The sequence below is a fragment of the Halobacillus hunanensis genome (assembly GCF_900166655.1).
Classification (GTDB): domain Bacteria; phylum Bacillota; class Bacilli; order Bacillales; family Halobacillaceae; genus Halobacillus_A; species Halobacillus_A hunanensis.
Window position 1 is genome coordinate 372,741 of the sequence record NZ_FVZB01000006.1, and the last position, 21,918, is coordinate 394,658.

13 protein-coding genes are annotated in these 21,918 nt (G+C 42.3%); 6 read left to right on the top strand and 7 right to left on the bottom strand.

Annotated features, from left to right (window positions below):
* Window positions 1-22: 22 nt before the first annotated feature.
* The 3 genes from B5354_RS07475 to B5354_RS20210 form a co-directional block, all read right to left on the bottom strand.
* Window positions 23-1,012, bottom strand: coding sequence for an ABC transporter substrate-binding protein (locus B5354_RS07475; protein WP_245804738.1), 990 nt, complete (start codon window positions 1,010-1,012; stop codon window positions 23-25).
* 178 nt (window positions 1,013-1,190) lie between these two features.
* Window positions 1,191-1,982, bottom strand: coding sequence for an SDR family oxidoreductase (locus B5354_RS07480; protein ID WP_079529115.1), 792 nt, complete (start codon window positions 1,980-1,982; stop codon window positions 1,191-1,193).
* Between the two features lie 181 nt (window positions 1,983-2,163).
* Entirely contained in the window at window positions 2,164-12,510 is a 10,347-nt protein-coding gene (locus tag B5354_RS20210; RefSeq protein ID WP_139377087.1) for a carboxypeptidase regulatory-like domain-containing protein, read from the bottom strand.
* 237 nt (window positions 12,511-12,747) lie between these two features.
* Between B5354_RS20210 and B5354_RS07570 the strand changes: the two genes are divergently transcribed.
* Window positions 12,748-13,113: a DUF2642 domain-containing protein gene (locus B5354_RS07570; RefSeq protein WP_176142433.1), complete on the top strand. Its 366-nt coding sequence runs from the start codon at window positions 12,748-12,750 to the stop codon at window positions 13,111-13,113.
* 13 nt (window positions 13,114-13,126) lie between these two features.
* On the top strand, window positions 13,127-13,339 hold the full coding sequence (locus tag B5354_RS07575; protein WP_079527454.1) for a hypothetical protein: 213 nt from the start codon (window positions 13,127-13,129) through the stop codon (window positions 13,337-13,339).
* Between the two features lie 263 nt (window positions 13,340-13,602).
* Here B5354_RS07575 and B5354_RS07580 read toward each other — a convergent pair whose 3' ends face one another.
* Complete coding sequence (locus B5354_RS07580) at window positions 13,603-14,544, bottom strand: Gfo/Idh/MocA family protein (protein WP_079527456.1); 942 nt, start codon at window positions 14,542-14,544, stop codon at window positions 13,603-13,605.
* Window positions 14,545-14,690: 146 nt separating this feature from the next.
* On the opposite strand from B5354_RS07580, the gene B5354_RS07585 reads away from it, so the two are divergent.
* From B5354_RS07585 to B5354_RS07600, 4 genes are all read left to right on the top strand, one after another.
* The gene (locus tag B5354_RS07585; protein ID WP_079527458.1) at window positions 14,691-15,617 is read left to right on the top strand and encodes a glycosyltransferase; all 927 of its coding nucleotides are present in this window, start codon (window positions 14,691-14,693) and stop codon (window positions 15,615-15,617) included.
* A gap of 17 nt (window positions 15,618-15,634) precedes the next feature.
* A complete protein-coding gene (locus tag B5354_RS07590; protein ID WP_079527460.1) occupies window positions 15,635-16,315 on the top strand; it encodes an N-acetyltransferase in 681 nt (226 codons plus the stop codon).
* Window positions 16,316-16,669: 354 nt separating this feature from the next.
* Complete coding sequence (locus B5354_RS07595; RefSeq protein ID WP_245804739.1) at window positions 16,670-17,893, top strand: glycosyltransferase; 1,224 nt, start codon at window positions 16,670-16,672, stop codon at window positions 17,891-17,893.
* A 44-nt stretch (window positions 17,894-17,937) separates the two neighbouring features.
* Window positions 17,938-18,942, top strand: a complete 1,005-nt coding sequence (locus B5354_RS07600) for a glycosyltransferase family 4 protein (protein ID WP_079527464.1) — start codon at window positions 17,938-17,940, stop codon at window positions 18,940-18,942.
* Between the two features lie 49 nt (window positions 18,943-18,991).
* Here the strand turns inward: B5354_RS07600 and wecB are convergent, their stop codons facing one another.
* Genes wecB through B5354_RS07615 form a run of 3 tightly spaced genes read right to left on the bottom strand, consistent with a single transcriptional unit; the run spans window position 18,992 to window position 21,873 of the window.
* On the bottom strand, window positions 18,992-20,074 hold the full coding sequence (gene wecB / locus B5354_RS07605; RefSeq protein ID WP_079527466.1) for a non-hydrolyzing UDP-N-acetylglucosamine 2-epimerase: 1,083 nt from the start codon (window positions 20,072-20,074) through the stop codon (window positions 18,992-18,994).
* A 55-nt stretch (window positions 20,075-20,129) separates the two neighbouring features.
* A complete protein-coding gene (locus tag B5354_RS07610) occupies window positions 20,130-21,092 on the bottom strand; it encodes a dTDP-glucose 4,6-dehydratase (protein ID WP_079527468.1) in 963 nt (320 codons plus the stop codon).
* Between the two features lie 25 nt (window positions 21,093-21,117).
* The gene (locus B5354_RS07615; RefSeq protein WP_079527470.1) at window positions 21,118-21,873 is read right to left on the bottom strand and encodes an SDR family NAD(P)-dependent oxidoreductase; all 756 of its coding nucleotides are present in this window, start codon (window positions 21,871-21,873) and stop codon (window positions 21,118-21,120) included.
* Window positions 21,874-21,918 lie beyond the last annotated feature (45 nt).

Below are 21,918 nucleotides of genomic sequence, written 5' to 3' on the forward strand. Positions count from 1 at the left end.
TGAGGTGGTAAAAAAATCCATACTATTGCTTCTCCACTAATGCGTCGGCAACTTCGATCGCCAGCCGCTCAGCGGATAAAGGACCGGCGAATGTTCCCATATCACCGGGAAGTTTATACGTGCGATCATCTTGTACAAATTCGAGGTTCGTCCATGCCGGGTTATCAGCAAATTGGTTTGTAAAGATATTATCATCTTGTTGTACAAGATAGAAGAAATGGCTGTTTTGATAATTTTGCAGTGCTTCAACAGAAGTCGAAATGAATCCATAAATCTCCGGCTGTTTAGTTTCGACCGCATTCGCCACTCCCATTTGTTCCAGCACACCAGCTACAACAGAATTATCTGTAAACAACCTCATAATCGGGGAGTTCTGTGAAGTGAAGGCCTGGGTGACTACGGCTTCGATGTCAGATAATCCAGCTTCTTCTATCCGTTTCCCCTGATCTTTAAATGTTTGCTCCAACTCCTGCTTCACTTCCTCAGCCTTTTCCTGTTTATCAAATATTTTGGCCACAGCATCAAATTCATTCAACATATGCTGATACTGGTCGTCCACTCCTTCTTCTGAATAAGGAGCAAACAATACAGTTGGAGCTATCGATTCAAGTTCTTCTATAATGGTTTCATGGCGGTATTTAGCTCCAATGATAAGGTCAGGCTTTAATCGAGCAATCGCCTCTAAATTCGGTTCTGCACGTGTCCCCACATCCTCTGTAGATTCAGAGAGCGGTTCACCTACATTGATCCATTTATTATAACCTTCAACATCTGATACACCGACAGGTTCAATCCCTAATGGCAGCATATGCTCTACATAAGTCCATTCCAGAACTACAACCCTTTGCGGAACACCTTGTATTGATTTCTCTCCCATCCCTGTATCAACCGTAACAGAACGCTCAGACTCACTTTCCGCTGAGCTGTCTTTCGCTTCTTGATCGCTTTTATTACAAGCTGCCAGTATAGCTAGTATAAGTATTACAATAAGCAGACCAAGTTTTTTCATCATTTATCATCCACTCCATTAACTTATTTCAATCGGATCTAAAAACATTATGTATAATTTCGATCACAATTGATAAGGATTATCATTATCAATTGTGATCATATCCCTATTCTGGCTGTTTGTCAACTTATTAAAAAGTCTCTAACTATGAACAATAAAGTTCTTAGTTAGAGACTTACAACTAAAGTGCTTTTACTAAGCCGCCATCGATCACAAGAGATTGTCCAGTCAAATATGTGTTCCCGCCGGAGGCTAGAAAAACAACCGCTTTCGCAAACTCCTCAGGTTCCCCATAACGTCCCATCGGTATCGACTGCTCTGCTTTTCCTCTGATCTCCTCGGGCTTTACACCCAATTTCTCGGCATTCTTCTCATCAAGTGAAGCTACCCGGTCCGTGGCAATCCTGCCCGGCCCTACTGTATTAATCAAAATATTATCTGCTGCCAGCTCCTGGGACAAACTTTTCGATAACCCGACAACCCCCGCTCGGAATGTATTCGATAGGATCAGATTATCCAGTGTCTGTTTAATAGAAGAAGAAGCAATATTGATGATTCTGCCGCTTTGTTGCTTTTTCATAGAAGGAAGTACTTCTCGAATCGTTCGGATAAAACTTAATAAGTTTAATTCAAATGCACGACTCCAGTCTTGATCCTCAAAGTCATTGAAAGTTCCGGCTGGCGGACCTCCCGCATTATTAATTAACACATCAATTGTTCCATTGTATTCAACAGCTGTTTGTGCTAAACGTTTAATTTGATCAGGATTCGTTACATCACATACTATGTAATCAACGTGCGGGTTTCCGCTAATTTCCTTAATCTCTGTTTGCGCCTTTTGCAGCTCGTCCTCACTTCTGCTTGAGAGTAAGACACTTGCTCCTTCCTTTGCAAACTCTAAGGCAGTGGCTTTCCCCAGCCCTTTACTTGCCGCGGTAATGACAACTGATTTCCCCTCTAAGTTAAGATCCAAGCCCATCCATCCCTTCCCTAATAGATTTCATGTATAGCAACTTTCCACAGTTATATTATACATCCAAGTGATAGAATCTTCAGTCATTGAAGATCCATTTAGTACTACTTTTCGAAAAATTTCTCATTATAATGTGTCCTGAAGTGAGCCTTGAACTCTTCGGCTCACTTCAGGACAGGTATCATTCTCTTCTCTCATTAATCCGTACTTCCTCTGAATTCTCAATCCGAATATCTCGGTTTATCGTCCGGTTCACGCTAATGATTCCTGACAAATTCAGATTTCCCTGGGTTTCACTAGTACCTCCATTTCCAGAAGGTCGCACCATCCAATCAAAAAGACTCTGTAATTCTGTCAGCAATTCATCTAACAGGATAGGGAACGTGGGTGAAGGTTCAGGCTGCCGTGTTTGTTCTAACGGAATGGTAACCCTGACTGTCTCATCACTTTCTAAATTAACAGATGTCGCTTTCGATACGTAATTAGAGGCAGAAGCTATCAAAATAAATTCCCCAGGAGCTAAATTGGTAAAAACAAATTCACCTTGTTTGGATGTGGTAACGATTTCGATAACACGACCCCGAGTAGTTTTCAACGTAACGGTTCCCTCAAAAACAGGCTCCATAGTAATTTCATTTATGACCCTGCCAATAATCGTACCTGGTTGGCTAATCACTGCTAAAGTAAAGTTTGCCGTTTCTTCTTCGCCAGGTATTAACAGAATAGTGCTGGTTTCGGGTAAATAACCCGTGGCAGAAGCCGTGGCCATAAAGGTCCCTGAAGGCAGATTCCCTATTATATAGAAACCATTTTCATCCGTTACTCCCCGACCAATGATATTACCAGGCTCATCAAATACGGTTACAGAGCCATTTGAAATTGGAATCCCCTCATTACTAAGAATTTGCCCGTTAAGACGAGCAGGATTACGAGGCAGCTGAAAATCAACGGTCACTTCTGAATTCGCTGCAATAGTAACAGTTTGTGATCCTGACGCAAAGCCGAAAGCAGATGCCCTTACTGTATAATCTCCTGGGATGATTCCTCTAATATTATAGGTTCCATCAACTTCTGTAACTGTCGTGACTACAGGACGTGTCTGCTGGTCAAATAAGACGACAACAGCTCCTGCAATCGGGTTTCCATTTACCTCCTCTGTCACTGTACCATTTATACTGCCTGGGTTAGCCGTTAAGGTGAAATTAATGGTGACAGTTTCTCCTGCTTCAACTGAAAAAGATTCCACTTCATTCGCAAATGAAGGGTTGAAGGCAGTGATGCTGTACGAACCAGCTCGCAAGCCTTGGATGCGATATCGCCCTTCCGCATCTGTTGTAGTTCTGGCAATCACGGCACCATTTGCATCAATAACTCGGATCAGAGTATCTGGAACTGGTACACTGTCTTCATTTGCCACTACTCGCCCGAGAGCTGTAGCAGGATTAGGGAACAAAGCAAAATTTTGTTCAGTTGTTTCATTACTTACAGCCTGAGCACTGGCCGCTTCCGATCCGAACCCTGGCGCACTCACTATAATGGTATAAACCCCTGGGCGCAGACCACTAACAAGGTATCTCCCATCTGCATCCGTTTCAACAGAAGCAACAATCGGCCCAGATGGACTTAATTGCCTCACTTGAACAAGTGCGTTTGGTACCAGCTCTCCTGTTTGTGCATTCGTTACTGTTCCTGCAAAACTTCCAAGCAAAAATGCAACGGTAAAATCAATTGTCTCCCTTTCACCTGGGACTAATGAGATCGTCTTCGTTTCGGTTGTAAACCCAGGGGCTGAAGCTACAACTATGAAAGTTCCAGCCGGTAAATTCCCAATAAAATACTCACCGTTGAGATCAGTGACACCTCTTCCGACAATATCACCGCTCGCCATAGACGTAACCAACGAGGCAATCTGTCCGTCCTGGGAAACAACCGTGATGGATGCATTTCTAATCGGCGTTCCCTCTTCTGTCCTCACTATTCCAGTGATTTGAGCTGGGTTCCTAGCAAGCTGAAAATTCGCAGTGGTTGTTAAATTCGAACGAATCGAAGCGGTTTGAGTACTTGCGGCAAATCCAAAAGCTGCTGCTTTAACTGTATATGAGCCAGGAGCCAGGCCACTCACTTCATATATTCCATTTACGTCTGTAGTTGTGGATAACAGTGGTTCATTGGACAGATCATAAATCACGACATCCGCTTGAGCTATCGGATCTCCACTTATTTCATCCAGCACTGTACCGGTAAGGGTTCCTGGATTTCCTTCCAGTACAAAATCTACTGTCTGAATAAGACCAGGACTTAGTGTAACCTCCCTTGACTCACTTTGGAATTCAGGATTAAAGGCAACCACTTGGTAAGTCCCGGGATCAAGACTATCTACAGTGTATAAACCACTTTCATCTGTTTGGACTGTATCTACTACTGTCCCGCCTGCATTAATAACTTGGATCACAGTATTTGGAATAGGGTCACCTGTATTAACACTGGTTACAGAACCTTCAATACCTGCCCGGGTAGGGAACAGTATGAAATCCTGAATTGTGGTTTCTCCTCCTGCGACTTGTTGACTTGCATCTGCTGCACCAAATCCTTCTTTGCTAACTACAACCGTATAAACACTCGGAGTTAATCCAGATACCGTATAGCGGCCATTTTCGTCTGTGGTAGTTTCAAAAACGATAGTACCCGCTGGACCAAACTGCCTGACTTCAATAGTCGCATTTGGAACAGGGTCACCCGTTAAACCGTTCGTCACTAGTCCGGCCAGGTTTCCTAAACTTCGTCTTAATACAAAATCGATCCTTTGTTCTTCTCCAGGAGATAATGTTGTCGTAATACTTTCCGATATATACCCTGGTTCAGCAGCTGTAACTGTAATAGTTCTGGGTCCAGATGGTAAATTTCCAATGACATAATTCCCATTTGGCCCTGTTAAACCTCTCCCGACGATATTTCCATCAGCATCGAACACGGAAATACCTGCATCTATTAAAGGGATACCTTGTTCATTTGTAACGGTACCAAAGATTTGCGCTGGGTTCCTCTCCAGGGCGAAGTTGGCCTCACTTGTGCTGCCAGCTAAAACAATGACTTGCTGAGCACTAGTTGCATACCGAAGAGCGGAGGCGCGAACTGTATATGTCCCTGGTTCAAGACCAAAAATGGTATAATCCCCAGTTTCATTAGTGATCACAGTAGCAATCGGTCGATCCTCATGTTCTGATGCAATCACTACGGATCCAGTAAGCGCTTCACCTGTGATAGCATTAGTTACCCTGCCAACGATTGTGCCAGGATTCCCTTCAAGAACAAAATTAACAACAGCTGTTTCACCAGGATCAACGGTAAATTCTCTTAGTTGACTTTCATAATTTGGATTTAAGGCAATGATGCTATATGAGCCTGCATCAAACTGACTGATCAGGTAAGATCCATCAATATCCGTTTGTACTTCTTTAACAGGTGCGCCGACACCATTAACTAAGCGAATCAACGTATCTGATAGAGGATCCCCTTCACTAGAAGTAACTCTTCCCTGAACATTTGAGGAACCAGGAAACAAGATTAATTCTTGAAGCGTTGTCTGATTACTGTTTACCTCATCGCTTGCTTCCGCCGTACCAAAACCTTCACGGGTTGCCACAACCGTATAAATTCCTGGGGGAAGACTGTTTACAACATAATTTCCTGATTGATCTGTAATCGCCGTAGCAATGACTGGTCCTGCTGGGCCCAGTGTACGAACTTCGATCAGAGCGTTGACAACAGCTTCTCCTGTAATCCCATTCGAAACAACTCCGGACAACCTTCCTGGGTCAGGTTCCAGGAAGAAATCGTCAACAACAATTTCGTTAGGATCCAGATCCGCACTAGCTATTTGTGTTGAAAAATTAGGTGCCGCTGCTGTCACTTGATACAATCCAGGGGATAAAGTGAACAACGCGTAGTTCCCGCTTGATTCCGTCAACACGGTGGCGACAACAGCACTGGTGAAATCAGTAACTGTAACTGTGGCCCCCGCAATCGGGTTTCCGGTTCTTTGGTTCACAACCATCCCTTGTAACGTTCCAGGATTTACGGTAGGCGACAATGTTGTCAAAGATACTTCTCCAGCTTCAATAATAACTGCTTTGGAATCACCACCAAAACCTATTCTAGAAGCTGTAATATTCAAAGTACCCGGGGGAAGATTGGAGATCACAAAATTTCCGCTTTGATCAGTTGTTTCAGTAGCTAAAGTGTTTCCATTGAGGTCCTTTGCCGTAACAAGTGCACCCTCGATCCCCATGTTAGTGGAGGTGTTGACTACAGTGCCCGAAACACTTCCCACACCTCGTTGAAGCTGAACCGTAGCATTGGTCACTTCACCTGCTGTTACAAGAGCCGGAACAACAGCTGCCTGAAAGCCTTGCGCTGTTACATTGAGTACATATCGTCCTGACTGAAGGAAGGATAAAGTGAAAGCCCCGTTTGAATCTGCCAGAATGGTTTGTAAAACAGCTCCATTTTCATCGACTAGACGGATGGCTATATTCTGTCCGATTATCAAATTACCTTCTTCATCCACAACAGTTCCACTAATTGTTCCAAACAAAGCACTCAATCCTAAATTAGCTATGGTAACTTCGCCACTGGTGATTATCGCTCCGACCGAACTAGATGAAAACCCTGCTTTTCCTGCTATTACAGTATAGGAACCCTCTGACAACCCCGTCACCACATACTGACCATCCGAATCAGTCACTACAGTCCTTAATGTAGTACCAATTGCATTAAGCACATTCACGGTGACACCTTCTAACGGGTCGTTATCTTGCAGGCTAGTAATCAGACCGCTAATGCTCCCTGGATTTGGTGTTAGCATGAAGTTCACATCATTCACTGCTTCCCCGCGTGTAAGTGTAATCCCGCCTATCACATTAGCGTACCCAGTGGCTGTGACGAGTATAGAAAAAGTTCCCGCCGTCAAGTTTGAAATTTGGTAGATTCCATTCACATCTGTTGCCGCGCTTCCAAGTACTACATTATTCGTGTTTATGACTTTTACATTAGCAGTTGTAACAGGGTTTCCATCAAAGTCTGTTACTCTTCCACTGATCAATGCCGGGTTCGGAACTAAAGCTATATTTGTCGTTGAAACCTGGTTGGATTCTACTGTGCTTCCCTGGGAATTGCGTGCATAATCTGTTGCCGATGCAGCCACTGTGTACGTCCCCGGCGCCAATCCACTTATTAGGAAGTTGCCAAGGTGATCTGTAACCGCTCGAGCAATCGGATCAATTTCAGAAGCTCCAAATACAAGAACGAGCGCTCCGACTAACGGTGAATTTGTAGTAACATCGGTAACTTTCCCAGTTATCCTTCCAGGTTCTGAGTTCAAAGTAAAATCCATGACTACTACTTCATCTGGTGTAGCTGTAAACGATAATTCTCCCCGTTGGAACACAGGGTTAACGGCGACTAAACGATATTGCCCTGAACGAATTCCTGTTATCCTATAGAAACCATTTGCATCCGTCTCAACGGATTGAAGCAAAACACCAGCATCGTTGTATAGACGAACTAAGGTATCAGGCAATGGGGAGCCCGTGGAGGCTGACCTCACTGTTCCTTCGACCTCAGCAGGATTTTCTGAAAGTAACAGGTCTGTAGAAACCGTCTGATTAGCAGGTACATTTACCGAAGCTTCACCGGCCCCAAAAGAGTCAGCGGTCGCAATTACGGTGTAGACATTAGGTGCCAAATTAGGGATGACATAAATCCCTTGCGCATCTGATAACGTCGTAGCAATGATCGGACCAGAAGGAGATAAGAAACGAGCCACTATCGTGGCGCCGCCAATTGGTTGGCCAGTTTGTTGATTTATAATCGTGCCCTGGATCGTTCCAGGCTGTGGGGTGAGAGCAAAACTTAATACCGTTTGGATTCCTGACCTAATTGTAAAACTTGCTGTTTGAGTGGAAAATCCATCAGCACTTACTATCGCGCGATAACTCCCAGGGTTAAGACCTTCCACTAAAAATTGACCGAACCCGTCTGAGACCGTATTCGTGACTTGTGACCCTGTTTCAGTCGAAATAAGCACAACACTTCCAGAAACTGCATTTCCTGTCTGCAGGTCTGTAACCAGCCCAGTCAAAGAGCCTGGATTCGGAGATAGACGCAATGTTACAATCGAGGTTTCTTCAGGGTCCAGCATAACCGTTGCTGTATCAGATCCAAAATTCTCCGCAGACGTACTGACAACCAACACCCTAGGTGGTAGTCCCTCGACTGTAAATTGCCCATTCTCCCCAGTCACTTCCCTTGAAATGAAAATGCCTTCCGGGGTCGTGACTGTTACAAATGCCCCTTTAATTCCTTCTCCGTTTGTTTCGCTAAGCACACTTCCTGTAAGAGTTGCTTGGGCTGGGCTTAATCTTATAGTTACGCTCACCGTCTCAGCAGCCACAACATCTACCGGGACTGTATTCGCTGTAAATCCTGGGGCAGTCACGTTTAGTAAATACCTTCCCGGTGCCAAATCTGACACCGAAAATGTCCCGCCCGATTCCGCTAGAAAAGTTTGAAGCAATATACCTGTACCGTTAAATAATTTAACTTCAATATGATTTCCTGTCACCGAATTGCCGTCTTCATCCACTATGCTGCCCGCGATATCCCCTACCGTTCTGGAAAGGGTAAGATCCGCTGCAGAGGTTTCATCGCTGGCCACAATAACACCAACTGACGCAGTCGAGAAGTTATCAGCACTGGCAACGACTGTGTAACTTCCTGGAGCTAAGTCACGAACGAGGTAATTTCCGAACGGACTCGTCACGACAGATGTAATAAAGGCCCCGTCACTAGTTCTTATTAACACAACGCTTCCTGAGATAGGGCGACCATTTGTATCCGACACCTGACCGCTAATTCCACCAGGGTTGGGCAGAAGTTGAAAGTTTAGATCATTCACCGTTTGGCCTGCCTCCAGGGAAACACCGCTTGTTACCGAGGAAAAATTAGGGGCCGTGACAATTACACTGTACGTACCCGGTGGCAGGTTTCCAATTGAATAATCCCCATTGTTATCCGTTGTTCCTATACCAATAATAGTTTCATTGGCATCAAAAATTTTTATTGTGGCATTAGACAACGGGTTTCCAGCCTCATTTGTTACGGTTCCATTAATTATTGACGGGTTCGGGTTTAATTGAATAGCAACATCAGTTATCTGGTCGGCTAAAACGGTGGCTCCAATTGTTGAAGTCTGATAGTTCAGCGCAGCTGCCGTCAATATATACTGACCAGGTGCCAGTGAATTAAAACGAAATTGACCAGTTGGGTCAGCTGTTGTAGAAGCAATAAAAATATTATTGGAAGTATATAATTGAACACTTGCTCCGAATATCGCCGGATTAACGATTCCACTAATGGCTCCCGGATTTTCACTTAAACGAAGGATAATAGGAGTGGTGAGATTGGGCTGTACAACTGCCCCAATAACGCCCTGTTGCAATCCTTGAGCACTGGCTGTAACTGTATAATTTCCAGGCGCCAGCCCCGTAACATTATAATTACCCTGTGAGCCAGTGATAACAGTATCCACTACTAGGCCACTAGCATTGGTCACTCGGACAATCGCCCCTGGTACCCCTTCGCCTGTTACATCATTAAAAATAGACCCGGAAATCGATCCCGGGGATGGGCTTAAATCGAGGCGAACATTCTCCACCTCTCCCGGATTTAAGCTGACTGTCGCTGAATTAGTTTGGAAGTCAGATGCCATGACAACTACAATATAAGTTCCTGGTGCTAAATTATTTACAACATAGTTCCCGTCTGGATCAGTAAAGGTCACGGCTATAATTGAACCATTTATATCTGTTATTCTTATCTCTATCCCAGCACCGACGATCGGTTGGCCCGTGACACTATTAAAGATGACACCCATAATGGCAGCAGGATTTAACAAAAGAGAAAAATCGATGACAGCCGTTTGATCTGCCCCCACATTAACTCCCGTTACTTCAGTTTGGAAATTATCAGCTGTTACAGTAATGGTATAGTTATCTGGCGATAATCCTGTCACGTTATACATGCCACCATTATCGGTTACTGTTCTTGAAACGACAGTAGATCCCTGATCCCGAACCACTACCGTAGCACTGGAGATTGCCGCTCCTTCCTCACTTGTAACGGTGCCTGCGATCCCTCCAGGGTTGAGCTGTAATTGAGCATCCACTACCGTTACTTCATCAGCCACGATTAGAGCTCCTACCGAATTTGTCGCAAAAGTATCGGCACTGACTACTAACGTATAAGAGCCTGGAAGAAGGTTTGCAATGGTATAAATTCCATTCTCATCAGTTACTGTTGAGCTAACGAGCGTATTGTTTGAAAACACCTTAACAAATGCACCGGCAAGTACTGTGCCATTTGTGTCTGACACAGTCCCCGTAATTGTCCCTGATATTCTTGCTAATTCTGCATCAACTATAGTCGTTGAGTCAGATTGAATCATGGCGCCGATGATTTTTGTTCCAAATCCATCTGCGGTAAATCTTACGGAATAATTTCCTGGGGGAAGAGAATCAACAAAGTATGTTCCAGCCTCATCAGTGATGGTGGCTGCTACAGTTATGCCTTCACTGTTTAAAACACTTACTCCCGCTCCATTAATAGCATCTGTACCAGCGGCTGTTACGTTTCCGGTCAATACACCTGGGCTTTCGGCAAGTGCGGCATCAATGGTTACAGATTCACCTGCCGCTAGTGTACTTCCTATAATTTGAATTGCAAACCCCGGCGTACTGAATCTGATTCGATAGGTTCCGGGTGCCAATTGGGTAATAAAGTACAACCCTGTACCGGCCGTTGTCGTACTGACGATAACATTACCAATTTCATTTAATACTTCAACCATAACACCAGATAGAGGATTTCCGTTTTCATCTGTTACGATCCCCTGTACTGATGCTGGGTTTAATGGAAGGGAAAAGTTCGTAGTTTCTGTTTCATTGGGGGCGATATTCACACCGGTCGTTACGGATTGTAACCCTTCGGCAGATGCAGTCAGATTATAAGAACCGGGGACTAAATCTGAAAAAGTGTACTGCCCATTTCCATTCGTTATGGTTTGCTCAACCAGAGTTCCAGCTGTATTACTTAAAAAAAGCGCAGCATTTGAAACAGGAGTCCCTATTTCATCTGTGACAACACCGGAAATCTCTCCTGGTAACGGGGTTAATATGGTAATCAATCGCGTAATATCTCCTGGAATGACGCTTACTAGTTGATTGGTGGTCATATAGTCTTCTTCCATAAACGCAACTGTATAATCACCCGGGGGGACCTCTGTAAAACTGTAATCTCCATTCTCACTTGTAGTCCCGACAGCTACTACCTCACCGTCCTGTTTCAGCTGCACTGATACCCCGCCCAAAGGAAGTCCGTTCGAACCATCCAGTACCGATCCTACAATTCCTCCAGTCGCCCGAACTACAATGTCAGTACTTGCGGAGGCAGGCTGGATCTGTTTCCCTGTAAAACTGTCGATGCCATTTACCGTAGCTGTTTCCAGCGTTCTTGAACCTTCCCTAGTGAAGTACCCCGTCACACTAAATGTCAACGTTACGGAATTACCAGGAGCCACATTCCCAACGTTCCAGCTTAATGTATTTGAGGATGAGTCAAACGAAGCACTTCCCGAACTAACATTTTGAAGGGTAAAGTCAGATAGGATATCCAATCCTATGAGGTCCCTGACAAAAACAGTGGTTGCTTGACTTCTTCCAGGATTGGCGACTGTAATTCTGGCTGTGTAGGAGGCTGATTCTCCCGCTGTAACCGTGCCAGAACCTGAAACTAACGTTTTAGTTATTTCCAATTCAGCTCTTACGTTTGCTTCGACTACAGGCTCAGGTTCGGAAAAAGCATTGATAAATTGAAATCCTTCATTTGTTTGAAGCGAATCCTTGTTGAAATTATTAGCATTCGTAGAGGTGAAGGAGATCAACTGAAGCGGTGTATTTTCTGTAATGTTTAGAAAGGAAAATAACGTGCTGGCTGGAATGAAGAAATCTATAAAAAAATCCGCATTCCCACTAATATTGGATCCTGCTGGACTCACTCTGGCAATATCGAAGTTTATAATTGGCTGACTAAAATTAGGCGACCCTCGACCATTTGTTCCTTCAGCTTGATCATTCCAAGTATTAAACTGTTTACTAGTGTTTTGAATTAATTCCAATCGTCCTGTTTTCCCATTAACAGCTAATACCCATTCATAGGTTCCGGATACGCCATCCGTATTAAATAATATTCCCCACACAAAATTAGCAAAAGCCGTTCTGGCCGCATTTCTCGGTTCACCGTTCACCCTTAACCGAAAATACACATTGACTCCATCGTACGCATAATAAAAGGAAGGAAACGATGAATTTCCTACCAGATCTGTCCCTGTAGGGGATTCATCCCCGCTATTATCAAAATACGGCTGTCCGTTAAGAGAAACAGCCGAAAACTGATTATCATCTGGAAACGGCATAACGCTCACTCCTATAAAATAAAATGACTACATTATGTCTATTCACACTGTGAAGAAATGAATAGACACCTGTGGCAGGAGAATAGATATTTACACCGTTTCTTTTATCAAAATTGAAAAAACTAATAATCTTATAGGTGATGTGCGGAATTATCTAGTAAGTTATGTGTACGCCCGTACGATTGAATATAAGAAGACATATGGTAAATAGAAACTATCATAGAAAGGATGAATACAATGGCAAATCTAACAGAAAGTCAGGCTAACCTATTAAGATTAGCGAATCAATTGTCCCAAAGCCTCATGACTGGTGACAGAGATCCTGATTTTTCACTTGACCTACCGGGATTAGATTTTGATTTTAATTTGGATATAGGAGAAGACGCATCACCAGATACTCCAACACCTCCTGCAACAACGCCTGACACACTAACAGAAGTATTGCTAAGATTACGAAACGAACAAGTGGAAATTACCACTCCATTTGGTACTGTTACCGGCACACTACTGGTCGTGGAAAGCGACTATGTCGTAGTAGTGGAAGCTTCTGGCGCTCAAGTACTTGTCCGTATAGATAAAATTGAACTAGTCAGTGAATTATAAGGGAGGGATATAAATGTTTGAAGCAACCTTTACTGCTGAACTCGCCACTCATGTTGGCACAAGGGTTGAAGTAGCTACCGATAACAATTTAATTGAAGGTCTTCTCTCAACAGTTACTGAAGATTTAATTTTAGTTATTGAGGTAGATAGTGGATACGGTGATAATAATAAGCTATATATTTCTGTTGATGCGATCAATTTCGTTCGTTTACTTGCAACAGTATAAAAGAACACAGTCCAACAGGAATATATGAAGTTAGAAACACCCTGGTTTCAAAAACCAGGGTGTTTTCGTGCTGGTTGCAAAATATCAACAGCCATATTCTCAAGCAACAATTTTTTAAATAATACCCCAGTTCCCAACATATAGATGTAAAATGAATGAACAAAAAAGGAGTGTCCCAAAAATGTAAATCACTTGAGGGACACTCCTGTGATCATGAAATTGTTCGTGTTTATTCACAGCAAATCAACCAACTTGCTACAGCATTAAGGTTTCTTCCTGCTGACAGCATCACTAATTTTATTGGTGATTCTCAGGGTTTTCATCCCATCCTCCCCTGATACCGTCGGCTCTTTATCAGACTGGATACAGGTTATAAAATCCATTAATTCAACACTTAGCGGCTGAATCGTATCGTCAACTTGTATAAGTTCAGTAATCGTTACAGAACATTCACTCGTATTCTCTTTCATCATTCGAGTGATTTTGATTTCCCTATTCAGAAGATCTGCTTCAATTAGTGCATCCTCGGTAAGAATTTGAATCGTTCTTGCTTTACGTTTGGATTTGAAACTTGCCGTAAGCTGTGCTGTCACCCCTCGTGAAAATTCGGTGATCACTACAGCATGCTTTGGGGTGTCTTCCATGACTTTGCCCAACGCATGGAATTCTACTATTTTATCGTCTAGAAGCTCCTTTAGAATATACAGATCGTGAATCATTAAGTCTTTTACCACATCCACATCTTTGACCCTTTGATTGTATGGACTCATTCTGTGAAAATCGATCGCTATGATGTTCTGACTTTCTACTTCTTTTTTAAGAACTTGAATGAGTGGGTTAAACAGCTCTATGTGCCCTACCTGAAGTTTAACCCCTGTTTTTCTGGCTTTGTTAACTAAATCTTCCGCCTGATTAATCGTACTTGTAATCGGTTTTTCCATTAGCATGTGCACATTGTGTTGAATACAAGTTAACCCAATACCATAATGAAATTCAGTCGGCACAGCAATGCTGACGGCATCCACTGAGTTTAATAGGTCATTCATAGATTGAAATGGTTTAACCTGGTATTTTTCAGCCATTTGATGACATCGTTCATGATCGTTGTCGTATATCCCGACAAGCTGGCAATGATCATGCATCGACAGATAAGTTCGCACATGATTTTCTCCCATATTCCCTGTTCCAATTACACCGACCTTCATAAAAAATCTCCTCACTCTTATAAATACTAATGTATTCTATGTGCCAGCTATCGAGCGAAATAGACTGACATAACGGTTACACATAAATTTGGCGTTTGTCCTCCTGATCAACTGCTAGATTATTTACAAGAGAGGAGATAACGTACGTGATACATGTCTTGTTTATCGCAGAAGATACATCAGCCATGTTACACAAGAACTTTTACTATTTAGAACAGGAACTTGCTAAATCAGTCAACTTAACCGTATGGAGAAAGCCTGGTCATATCGACTACATTTTGAAACAAATAACTAAACGTCCGGACTTTATTCTACTGCTGCATGATGTGGACAGAAAAATGGCTCCAACGATTAAAGGGCTTTCTACCACCAACATTCCAACAGGGCTATTTGTAAATGACGTTCACCGTCTGACTAATCTTAGACGAAACTTTATAACAAAAAATAAGATTGATTATCTGTTTACGATCGTGCGAGACAAATTTACAGAGACCTATCCAGAATTCAAAAATAAAATGGAATGGTTCCCTCATTTTGTTAATACAGAAATATGTAAGGACTATGGATTAGAGAAAGAGATCAACTTGTTAATGATGGGAGCAGTCAACGACAACTTTTATCCTTTAAGGAGAGATATTGTGGAGGCGTATAAAGGAAATGAGGAGTTCGTGTATCATGACCATCCGGGCTATCGACATTTCAACAAACAAGATGAACGCCAGCATTTAATTGGAGATTCGTATGCCCGGGAAATCAACCGAGCAAAAATTTTTTTAACAACTCCCTCTATTTTAAATTACCCAGTCATAAAATATTTCGAAGTGCTAGCCTGCAGGACCCTGCTCCTTGCGCCTACCTTTAAGGAATTAGAGGACCTCGGCTTTATTCCATGGGTCCATTTTGTACCTATCGATGAAACCAACTTTGAGGAACAAGCAGCCTATTATCTAGCGAATGAAACAGAACGGGAGACCATTGCTGATCAGGGATACGATTTCATCCGTCAAAAGCATTCGCTTACAGTACGTACTAAACAGCTCGTGGACCGGTTAGAAGAAATACTTTGTAAATAAGAAGGAGGTTTTTTACGATGTCTAACATTCCTAACAGTGTACAGCTTGGCAACAACGTAGTCATTGAGGAAGACGTAATCATAGGAGAACATGTGGTGATTGGTCATAATACCATTCTGTTAAAAGGAACCCGAGTTGGTGATCATGTCACCATCGGCGGCAACTGTGTGCTTGGCATTCAACCTAGCATCAACCAGCGAATGCGTAAAATTGCAAAGATGTACACACAGCTTATCATCGAGTCCGGGACCCGAATCGGTCACGTCGCTTCCATCTACTCAGGTACTCACATTGGAAAAAATGTATTTATTGGAGATCATGCAAGTATTAGGGAGAATGTCAGAGTTGGTGAGGAATCGGTGGTGGGGAGAGCTGCGATTGTTGAACTAAATACGACTATCGGAAAGTCCTGTACCATTCAAACACTGGCTTATGTTACAGGTGATACGACGCTTGAAGATAATGTGTTTCTTGGCCCTTGCGTATCCATGTCCAATGATAAGTACATGGGGGCTCAAGATTATTCCCTGAAAGGTCCGCATATTAAAAAAGGAGCTAAAATCGGAAACAACGCTTCCCTTTTACCAGGAGTGACAGTAGGCAGCAATACTATTATCGGTGCGGGAGCTGTAGTCACGAAAGATGCGGAAGATAATATTGTGGCAGCAGGTGTTCCAGCTAAAAAAATAAAATCTTAGTCTCAAAATGAGGTGAAGTGGATGTCATCTGAATCGATTGATAATATTAAAGTGATAAAACAGGATCAGTTAGAGGCCATTGGTAAGAAAATAGGTAATGAATGATATGTCCCTATGTCATTTCTTGAAAAAGGATTCAACTTAGAAAAAGTATGGGTTGAAGCGCAGAATCATGGGGATATCATGTCGGCCACATTCATTTACTGGATGCTCTGAATTCGATCGAAAAAGATCCAAAAATGAATGAAGCATTAACAAGATGGAAGGGTTATTTAAATGGGATAACCAAGTAGCAAAGAAAAGTAAGGGATTGCCTAATGTGGGTGCAAGCTGCTCAAGAAGGGGTGGGTAATGGTGTCAAAAAGGATCTGCATGGTTGTGGCCTATCATCCGTTTCTAGATGCGAGAATTTTCAGGAAGGAAGCTAAGAGTCTACAGAAAAAGGGATACCATGTAACGATGATTGTTCCGAAAAAGAATGGATATCTATTCGATATTGATGGGACCCCATTTACAAACCGCTTTAGAAACAAAGTATTTACCCATGAGGGAATAAGAATCGTCACTTACAATTGGGAGACTTGCAGAAATCAATTAAGTAAAGTGTTGAGTGATGAAAATGCTTGGGAAAGACAGGGGTTTACCAATCAATTAACACAGCTTGCTATTCAGCAAAATGCAGACATTTACCATACACATGAGTACCTTTCTCTTTTTGCTGGAGTAGGTATAAAACGATTGATGAAGAAAAGAAAAGGCAGAGAGGTGAAGTTAATTTATGACAGCCATGAATTAACCCCCGATCCTCTGAGCCCCAAGTACACAGAGCAACATAGAAACAAGTTGAAAGAGAAGCTTCTTATTATGCTTGATGAGGTGGATTATTTGATTACCGTTTCAGATTCCATTAAATCATGGTATCTGTCTCACAAACCTAGTCTGCCTGTGGAAGTGATCTATAACTCACCCCCGCTCGCGAAAAACTATCAGCCTAAAGAATATAATTCTAATAGATTAACGGTTGGCTATGAAGGAAACATCGATGATAAAAAAGGGATGAAGGAAAAGATGACTGCTATCACAGAGATATGTTCAAAAAAGATAAACTTCCAATTTAAGATTATGGGAGGGAGCCGGCACGATAATCCCTTTGATATCCCGAAACACCTTCAGAGAAACCTATCGTTAACCGGCTGGGTTGATTACCTTGATATTCCAAAGCATATGAAAGATATTGATATTGGCTGGGTTGATTTGGAAAATGTAGAAAACTCGCTTAATTTCAATTATGCCATGCCGAATAAATTCTTTAGTTATTTGAACAATGGCATTCCTGTTCTAGTCAATAAATGCCATGATATGGAGGCTTTTATAAACAAACATCAGTGTGGGTATGTGATAGATAAAACGAACGTAACTGCTCAAGATTATGCAGATGTTTTACTGGAGCTTAGTAAAAACAAAACCACCTTGAAACAGATGAGCCGCAATGGACGCAAGGTAATGGAAAGCCTGTACTCATGGGAGAGGATGGAAGATCGGTTACGAAACGTTTATCAGCAGCTTCTTGCAAGATAAATTGCCGAACATCCCTCCTCGGCAAAAAGAAAGGAAAGATCACTATGAGAGTACTGCATATTTCTTATGGCTCCCCCATGATCGAATTGTGTAAAGCATTACGGTCAAAAGGAGTTCAGGCCACCTCTTGCCACTTTGATGAACACCCTTTTAAATTTCAACCTGATCTAAGTTTACAGCTTAATCAACATCCTAAACAGGAAAGAGAAACTAAAATCGAGAAGTTCTTACGGGAGTCACTCCCAAAGTATGACATCTTCCATTTTCATTTTGGTGAAACATTTTTCCCTGATAAAAGAGACTTGGAAATCTTACGGCGTGCTGGAAAGAAGATGGTCGTCCACCATCACGGTTCAGACGTTCGCCTTCTTTCAGCTGCCCGAAAAAATAACCCTTATGTTCAAGTAAAGCCCGAATGGACAGAAGAAAAAATCTATCAAAATATAGCCGCATTATCCAACTATATCGATCATGCAATTGTCCAGGACCCTGAATTGGAAGGATATATTTCAAATTTATATAAACATACCCATGTGATCCCTCATACCATTGATGTACACCAATTCAAACCAAAATATCCAGAAGTCAACCAACCTTCTCCCCTTATCGTTCATGCCCCTACTTCACGACACATTAAAGGAACAGACTTCCTACTTAAAGCCATCGAAGAGTTACAGCATTCCGGGTTATCGTTTCGCTTTAAATTAGTGGAGGGTTTATCCAATGACGAGGCTAAAGATTTATTTGCGCAAGCAGATATTGTGATCGACCAGCTGCTGATTGGCGCTTATGGCTATGTTAGTTCTGAGGCGATGGCTTTAGGAAAACCGGTTATTTGCTATATAAGAGAAGACCTCGTCGATAAATATCCTGCTGGTTTGCCCATTGTCAATGCAAACCCTGATACAATTCGTTCCGTTTTAGGAGATCTAATTAGAAATCCAAGGCTAAGAAGGAATACAGGTTACGAGGGGAGAATGTACGTTATCAAGAACCATATGGCTGAAAAAGTCGTGGAAAAGTATATAGACATTTATAATAAGTTATAAAGTGCCCAGGGTCTTTCTCTTTGGGTAGAATGAGTTGTTGGTACACAGCCTACTTCCCGTCCATCACCTTAGTTAAAATTTCGATAATGGCGTGTGAAGTTTTCCCATCTCCAAAAAGGGCTGGCTGTTCCTTCGGGGTTCGGATCGTGTCTGCAGTCTTTAAAATTTGCTGTTTGGATGAACCAACTAAGTGATTCCAGCCATGCTTCACCGTTTCTCCCCACTCTGTTTCATCTCTAAGCGTAATACAAGGAACTCGAAGCATGTAGGCCTCTTTCTGCAAACCACCTGAATCTGTTAAAATCATCCTCGCCTTGGAAGCAATCGCTAACATATCAAGATAATTTAACGGTTCGATCAATTTAATAGATGGAGCCGAAATCAATCTGGTTAAATTGAATTGATTTATTTTATTTCTTGTTCTAGGGTGCAGAGGGAGAACCACCTCCATTTCCAGTTGTTGTAAAGCTTCAAGGATGGAGGTTAAACGAACAGGGTCATCCGTATTTTCGGCTCGATGAATCGTGGCTAAATGATAGTTGTGTTCTGAAAGCGATAAATCCTCCAGGAGAGAAGACTGCTGTAGTGCATGTGGTTTAAAGTGTGAAACAGATTCATACATAATATCTCCTACCTGATAGACTCCTTTTGTAATCCCCTCACATCTTAAATTGTCAACGGCGATATCAGAGGGACAGAACAAGTAGTCCGAGAGATGATCTGTAATCAATCTATTAATCTCTTCGGGCATCTTTTTGTTAAAACTGCGAAGGCCTGCCTCGACATGAGCTACTGGAATATGGAGTTTTGCCGCAGTTAAGCTGCCAGCAAGAGTAGAATTGGTATCTCCGTAGACGAGTACCACATCCGGCTGAACAGTCGTCATTATCTTTTCGAGATCAGACAACATGGCGGCTGTTTGTTTCCCATGAGAACTAGAACCGACCTGTAAATTGTAATCCGGTTTCGGAAGATTCAGCTGCTCAAAAAATATGGTCGACATGTTATCATCATAATGTTGGCCTGTGTGTACAATGATTTCTTCTATTTTCGAATGAGATTGTAACGTTTTAGACAACATGCATGCCTTGATAAATTGCGGCCTTGCTCCCACTACGGTTAAGATTTTCATAATATACTCCTCTCAAACCTTTTTCTCGTCAAGCTTAATTTTTGAGGATTTCTGGTCAACGGCTTATTTCCACCCACTTCACAGTCCTGGCAATTCCATCTTTAAAAGGTGTTTTCGGATACTGTCCTACAATAGACTGTAATTTGCTTACATCCCCTCTATGACTATTAACGTCAGCCTTTCGATTCGACTTTCTCAAGATTTTCCCTTTATATTTCATAACATCACTTATTGTTTCTACCACTTGCTCAATCGATAATTGTTGATCAGTTGAAATATTTACAAGATCACCAGGCGCAAGCTTCATAAACACCTCAGACACAATATCGACCGTGTCTTCTACATAGATAAAATCTCTTGTTTGCTTTCCTGAGCCATGTATTTCAGGGGATTCTCCTTCAAAGATTTTCTTAATCGTAAGTGGAATGACGCCAGCAAGTGCTCCTTCAAAATTTTGCCTTGGTCCATAATTATTAAAAGGTCTTACAATAAAAGCATCTAAATCGAACATTTTCACATAGGATTGCAGCATTAAATCTGCTGAAGCTTTTCCTGCTGCATAAGTCGTTGTAGGGACGAGTGGATGTTTCTCATCCATAGGCTGATATTGCGCTGAACCATACGCTTCTGAAGAAGAAAAATGACATAACGTTTGGAAGGCTTTCTTGCGTTGAAGTTCTAATAAGTTTTTTAATACGAGCACATTGGTCATATAAGCATTAGCTGGATTCATGAACGAGTAATTCAAAGCCTTGGTAGCACAGTTAAAAACAATATTAATATCATAAACATCTATGATATAGCTGAGAGCGTCTTGATTCTCAGCGTCATCTATATGAAGCACTGCGCCCTTACTCAGGGCCTCTTCTATATTCTCCTTTCTTCCAACGAAAAGGCTGTCAACGATAATCACCTGCGCCGCTCCTTCTTCCTGCATCTTGTCGACCAAATGACTCCCAATAAATCCAGCTCCTCCAACAATTAAAATATTGCTATTTATCAATGACGGTCGCTTCACGATCTGTCACTCCTCTTCTTTATCATCAATAATTTAAGCGGGACTGCCCGCCATCCACTGAAATAGTAGTTCCTACAATCCATGAAGCCTTATCGGAGGACAAAAAAGCTGCAACATCACCAATTTCCTCCGGCTTACCCAGTCTTCCTGCCGGGATCTTATCCCTGCCGTATTTATTAAGGAAATCTGGATCATGTTCTAATCTGCGCTGCCACTCTTTATTGGGATGATAAACCGCTCCTGGAGCAATTCCTACAACCCGAACGTTATTTTTTATAGCTTCAGAACTGAAGGATTTTGTAAAACTAATAAGCGCTGCTTTAGAAGCATTATAGGAAGGAACTCCCCCTGCTTCTTTTCCATAAATCGAAGCTACATTAATGATCGTTCCTTGCCCATTGTCGAACATTTGCTTACTTGCTAACTGACTTAAATGGACAGCACAAATGAAATTCAATTCCATGGCTTTTCCAAATACATCTGGCGGCGTGTTGACTATGCTATCTCCATGACTCGCCCCTGCGTTATTAACAAGAATATCGATGGTATTAAAATCGTCAATAAATTCATGAATAAGCTGCTCCCGTTGTTGATAACTTTGCAAATCCTTCTGGTACGTTTCGACGCCTAGTTCCTGTTTGGCTTGAAGGAGTTCATTGTGACTTCTAGCTGTTACTCCAACCTGCGCCCCTTCCTCGATAAAGGCAGCAGCAATCGCTTTGCCGATTCCTCTTGAGCCACCAGTTACCAGCACTTTTTTCCCTTTTAAATTCAACTCCATTTTTGGTCTCTCCCAACCTGTCATGGTTAACGACATCCGCAATTC

Bases quoted from the DNA above. Each gene is read 5' to 3' on its own strand.
- B5354_RS07570 (WP_176142433.1), top strand. From the start codon at position 12,748: ATGGCAAATCTAACAGAAAGTCAGGCTAACCTATTAAGATTAGCGAAT.
- B5354_RS07600 (WP_079527464.1), top strand. From the start codon at position 17,938: ATGAGAGTACTGCATATTTCTTATGGCTCCCCCATGATCGAATTGTGT.
- B5354_RS07475 (WP_245804738.1), bottom strand. From the start codon at position 1,012: ATGATGAAAAAACTTGGTCTGCTTATTGTAATACTTATACTAGCTATA.
- B5354_RS20210 (WP_139377087.1), bottom strand. From the start codon at position 12,510: ATGCCGTTTCCAGATGATAATCAGTTTTCGGCTGTTTCTCTTAACGGA.
- B5354_RS07615 (WP_079527470.1), bottom strand. From the start codon at position 21,873: ATGGAGTTGAATTTAAAAGGGAAAAAAGTGCTGGTAACTGGTGGCTCA.
- B5354_RS07590 (WP_079527460.1), top strand. From the start codon at position 15,635: ATGTCTAACATTCCTAACAGTGTACAGCTTGGCAACAACGTAGTCATT.
- wecB (WP_079527466.1), bottom strand. From the start codon at position 20,074: ATGAAAATCTTAACCGTAGTGGGAGCAAGGCCGCAATTTATCAAGGCA.
- B5354_RS07575 (WP_079527454.1), top strand. From the start codon at position 13,127: ATGTTTGAAGCAACCTTTACTGCTGAACTCGCCACTCATGTTGGCACA.
- B5354_RS07580 (WP_079527456.1), bottom strand. From the start codon at position 14,544: ATGAAGGTCGGTGTAATTGGAACAGGGAATATGGGAGAAAATCATGTG.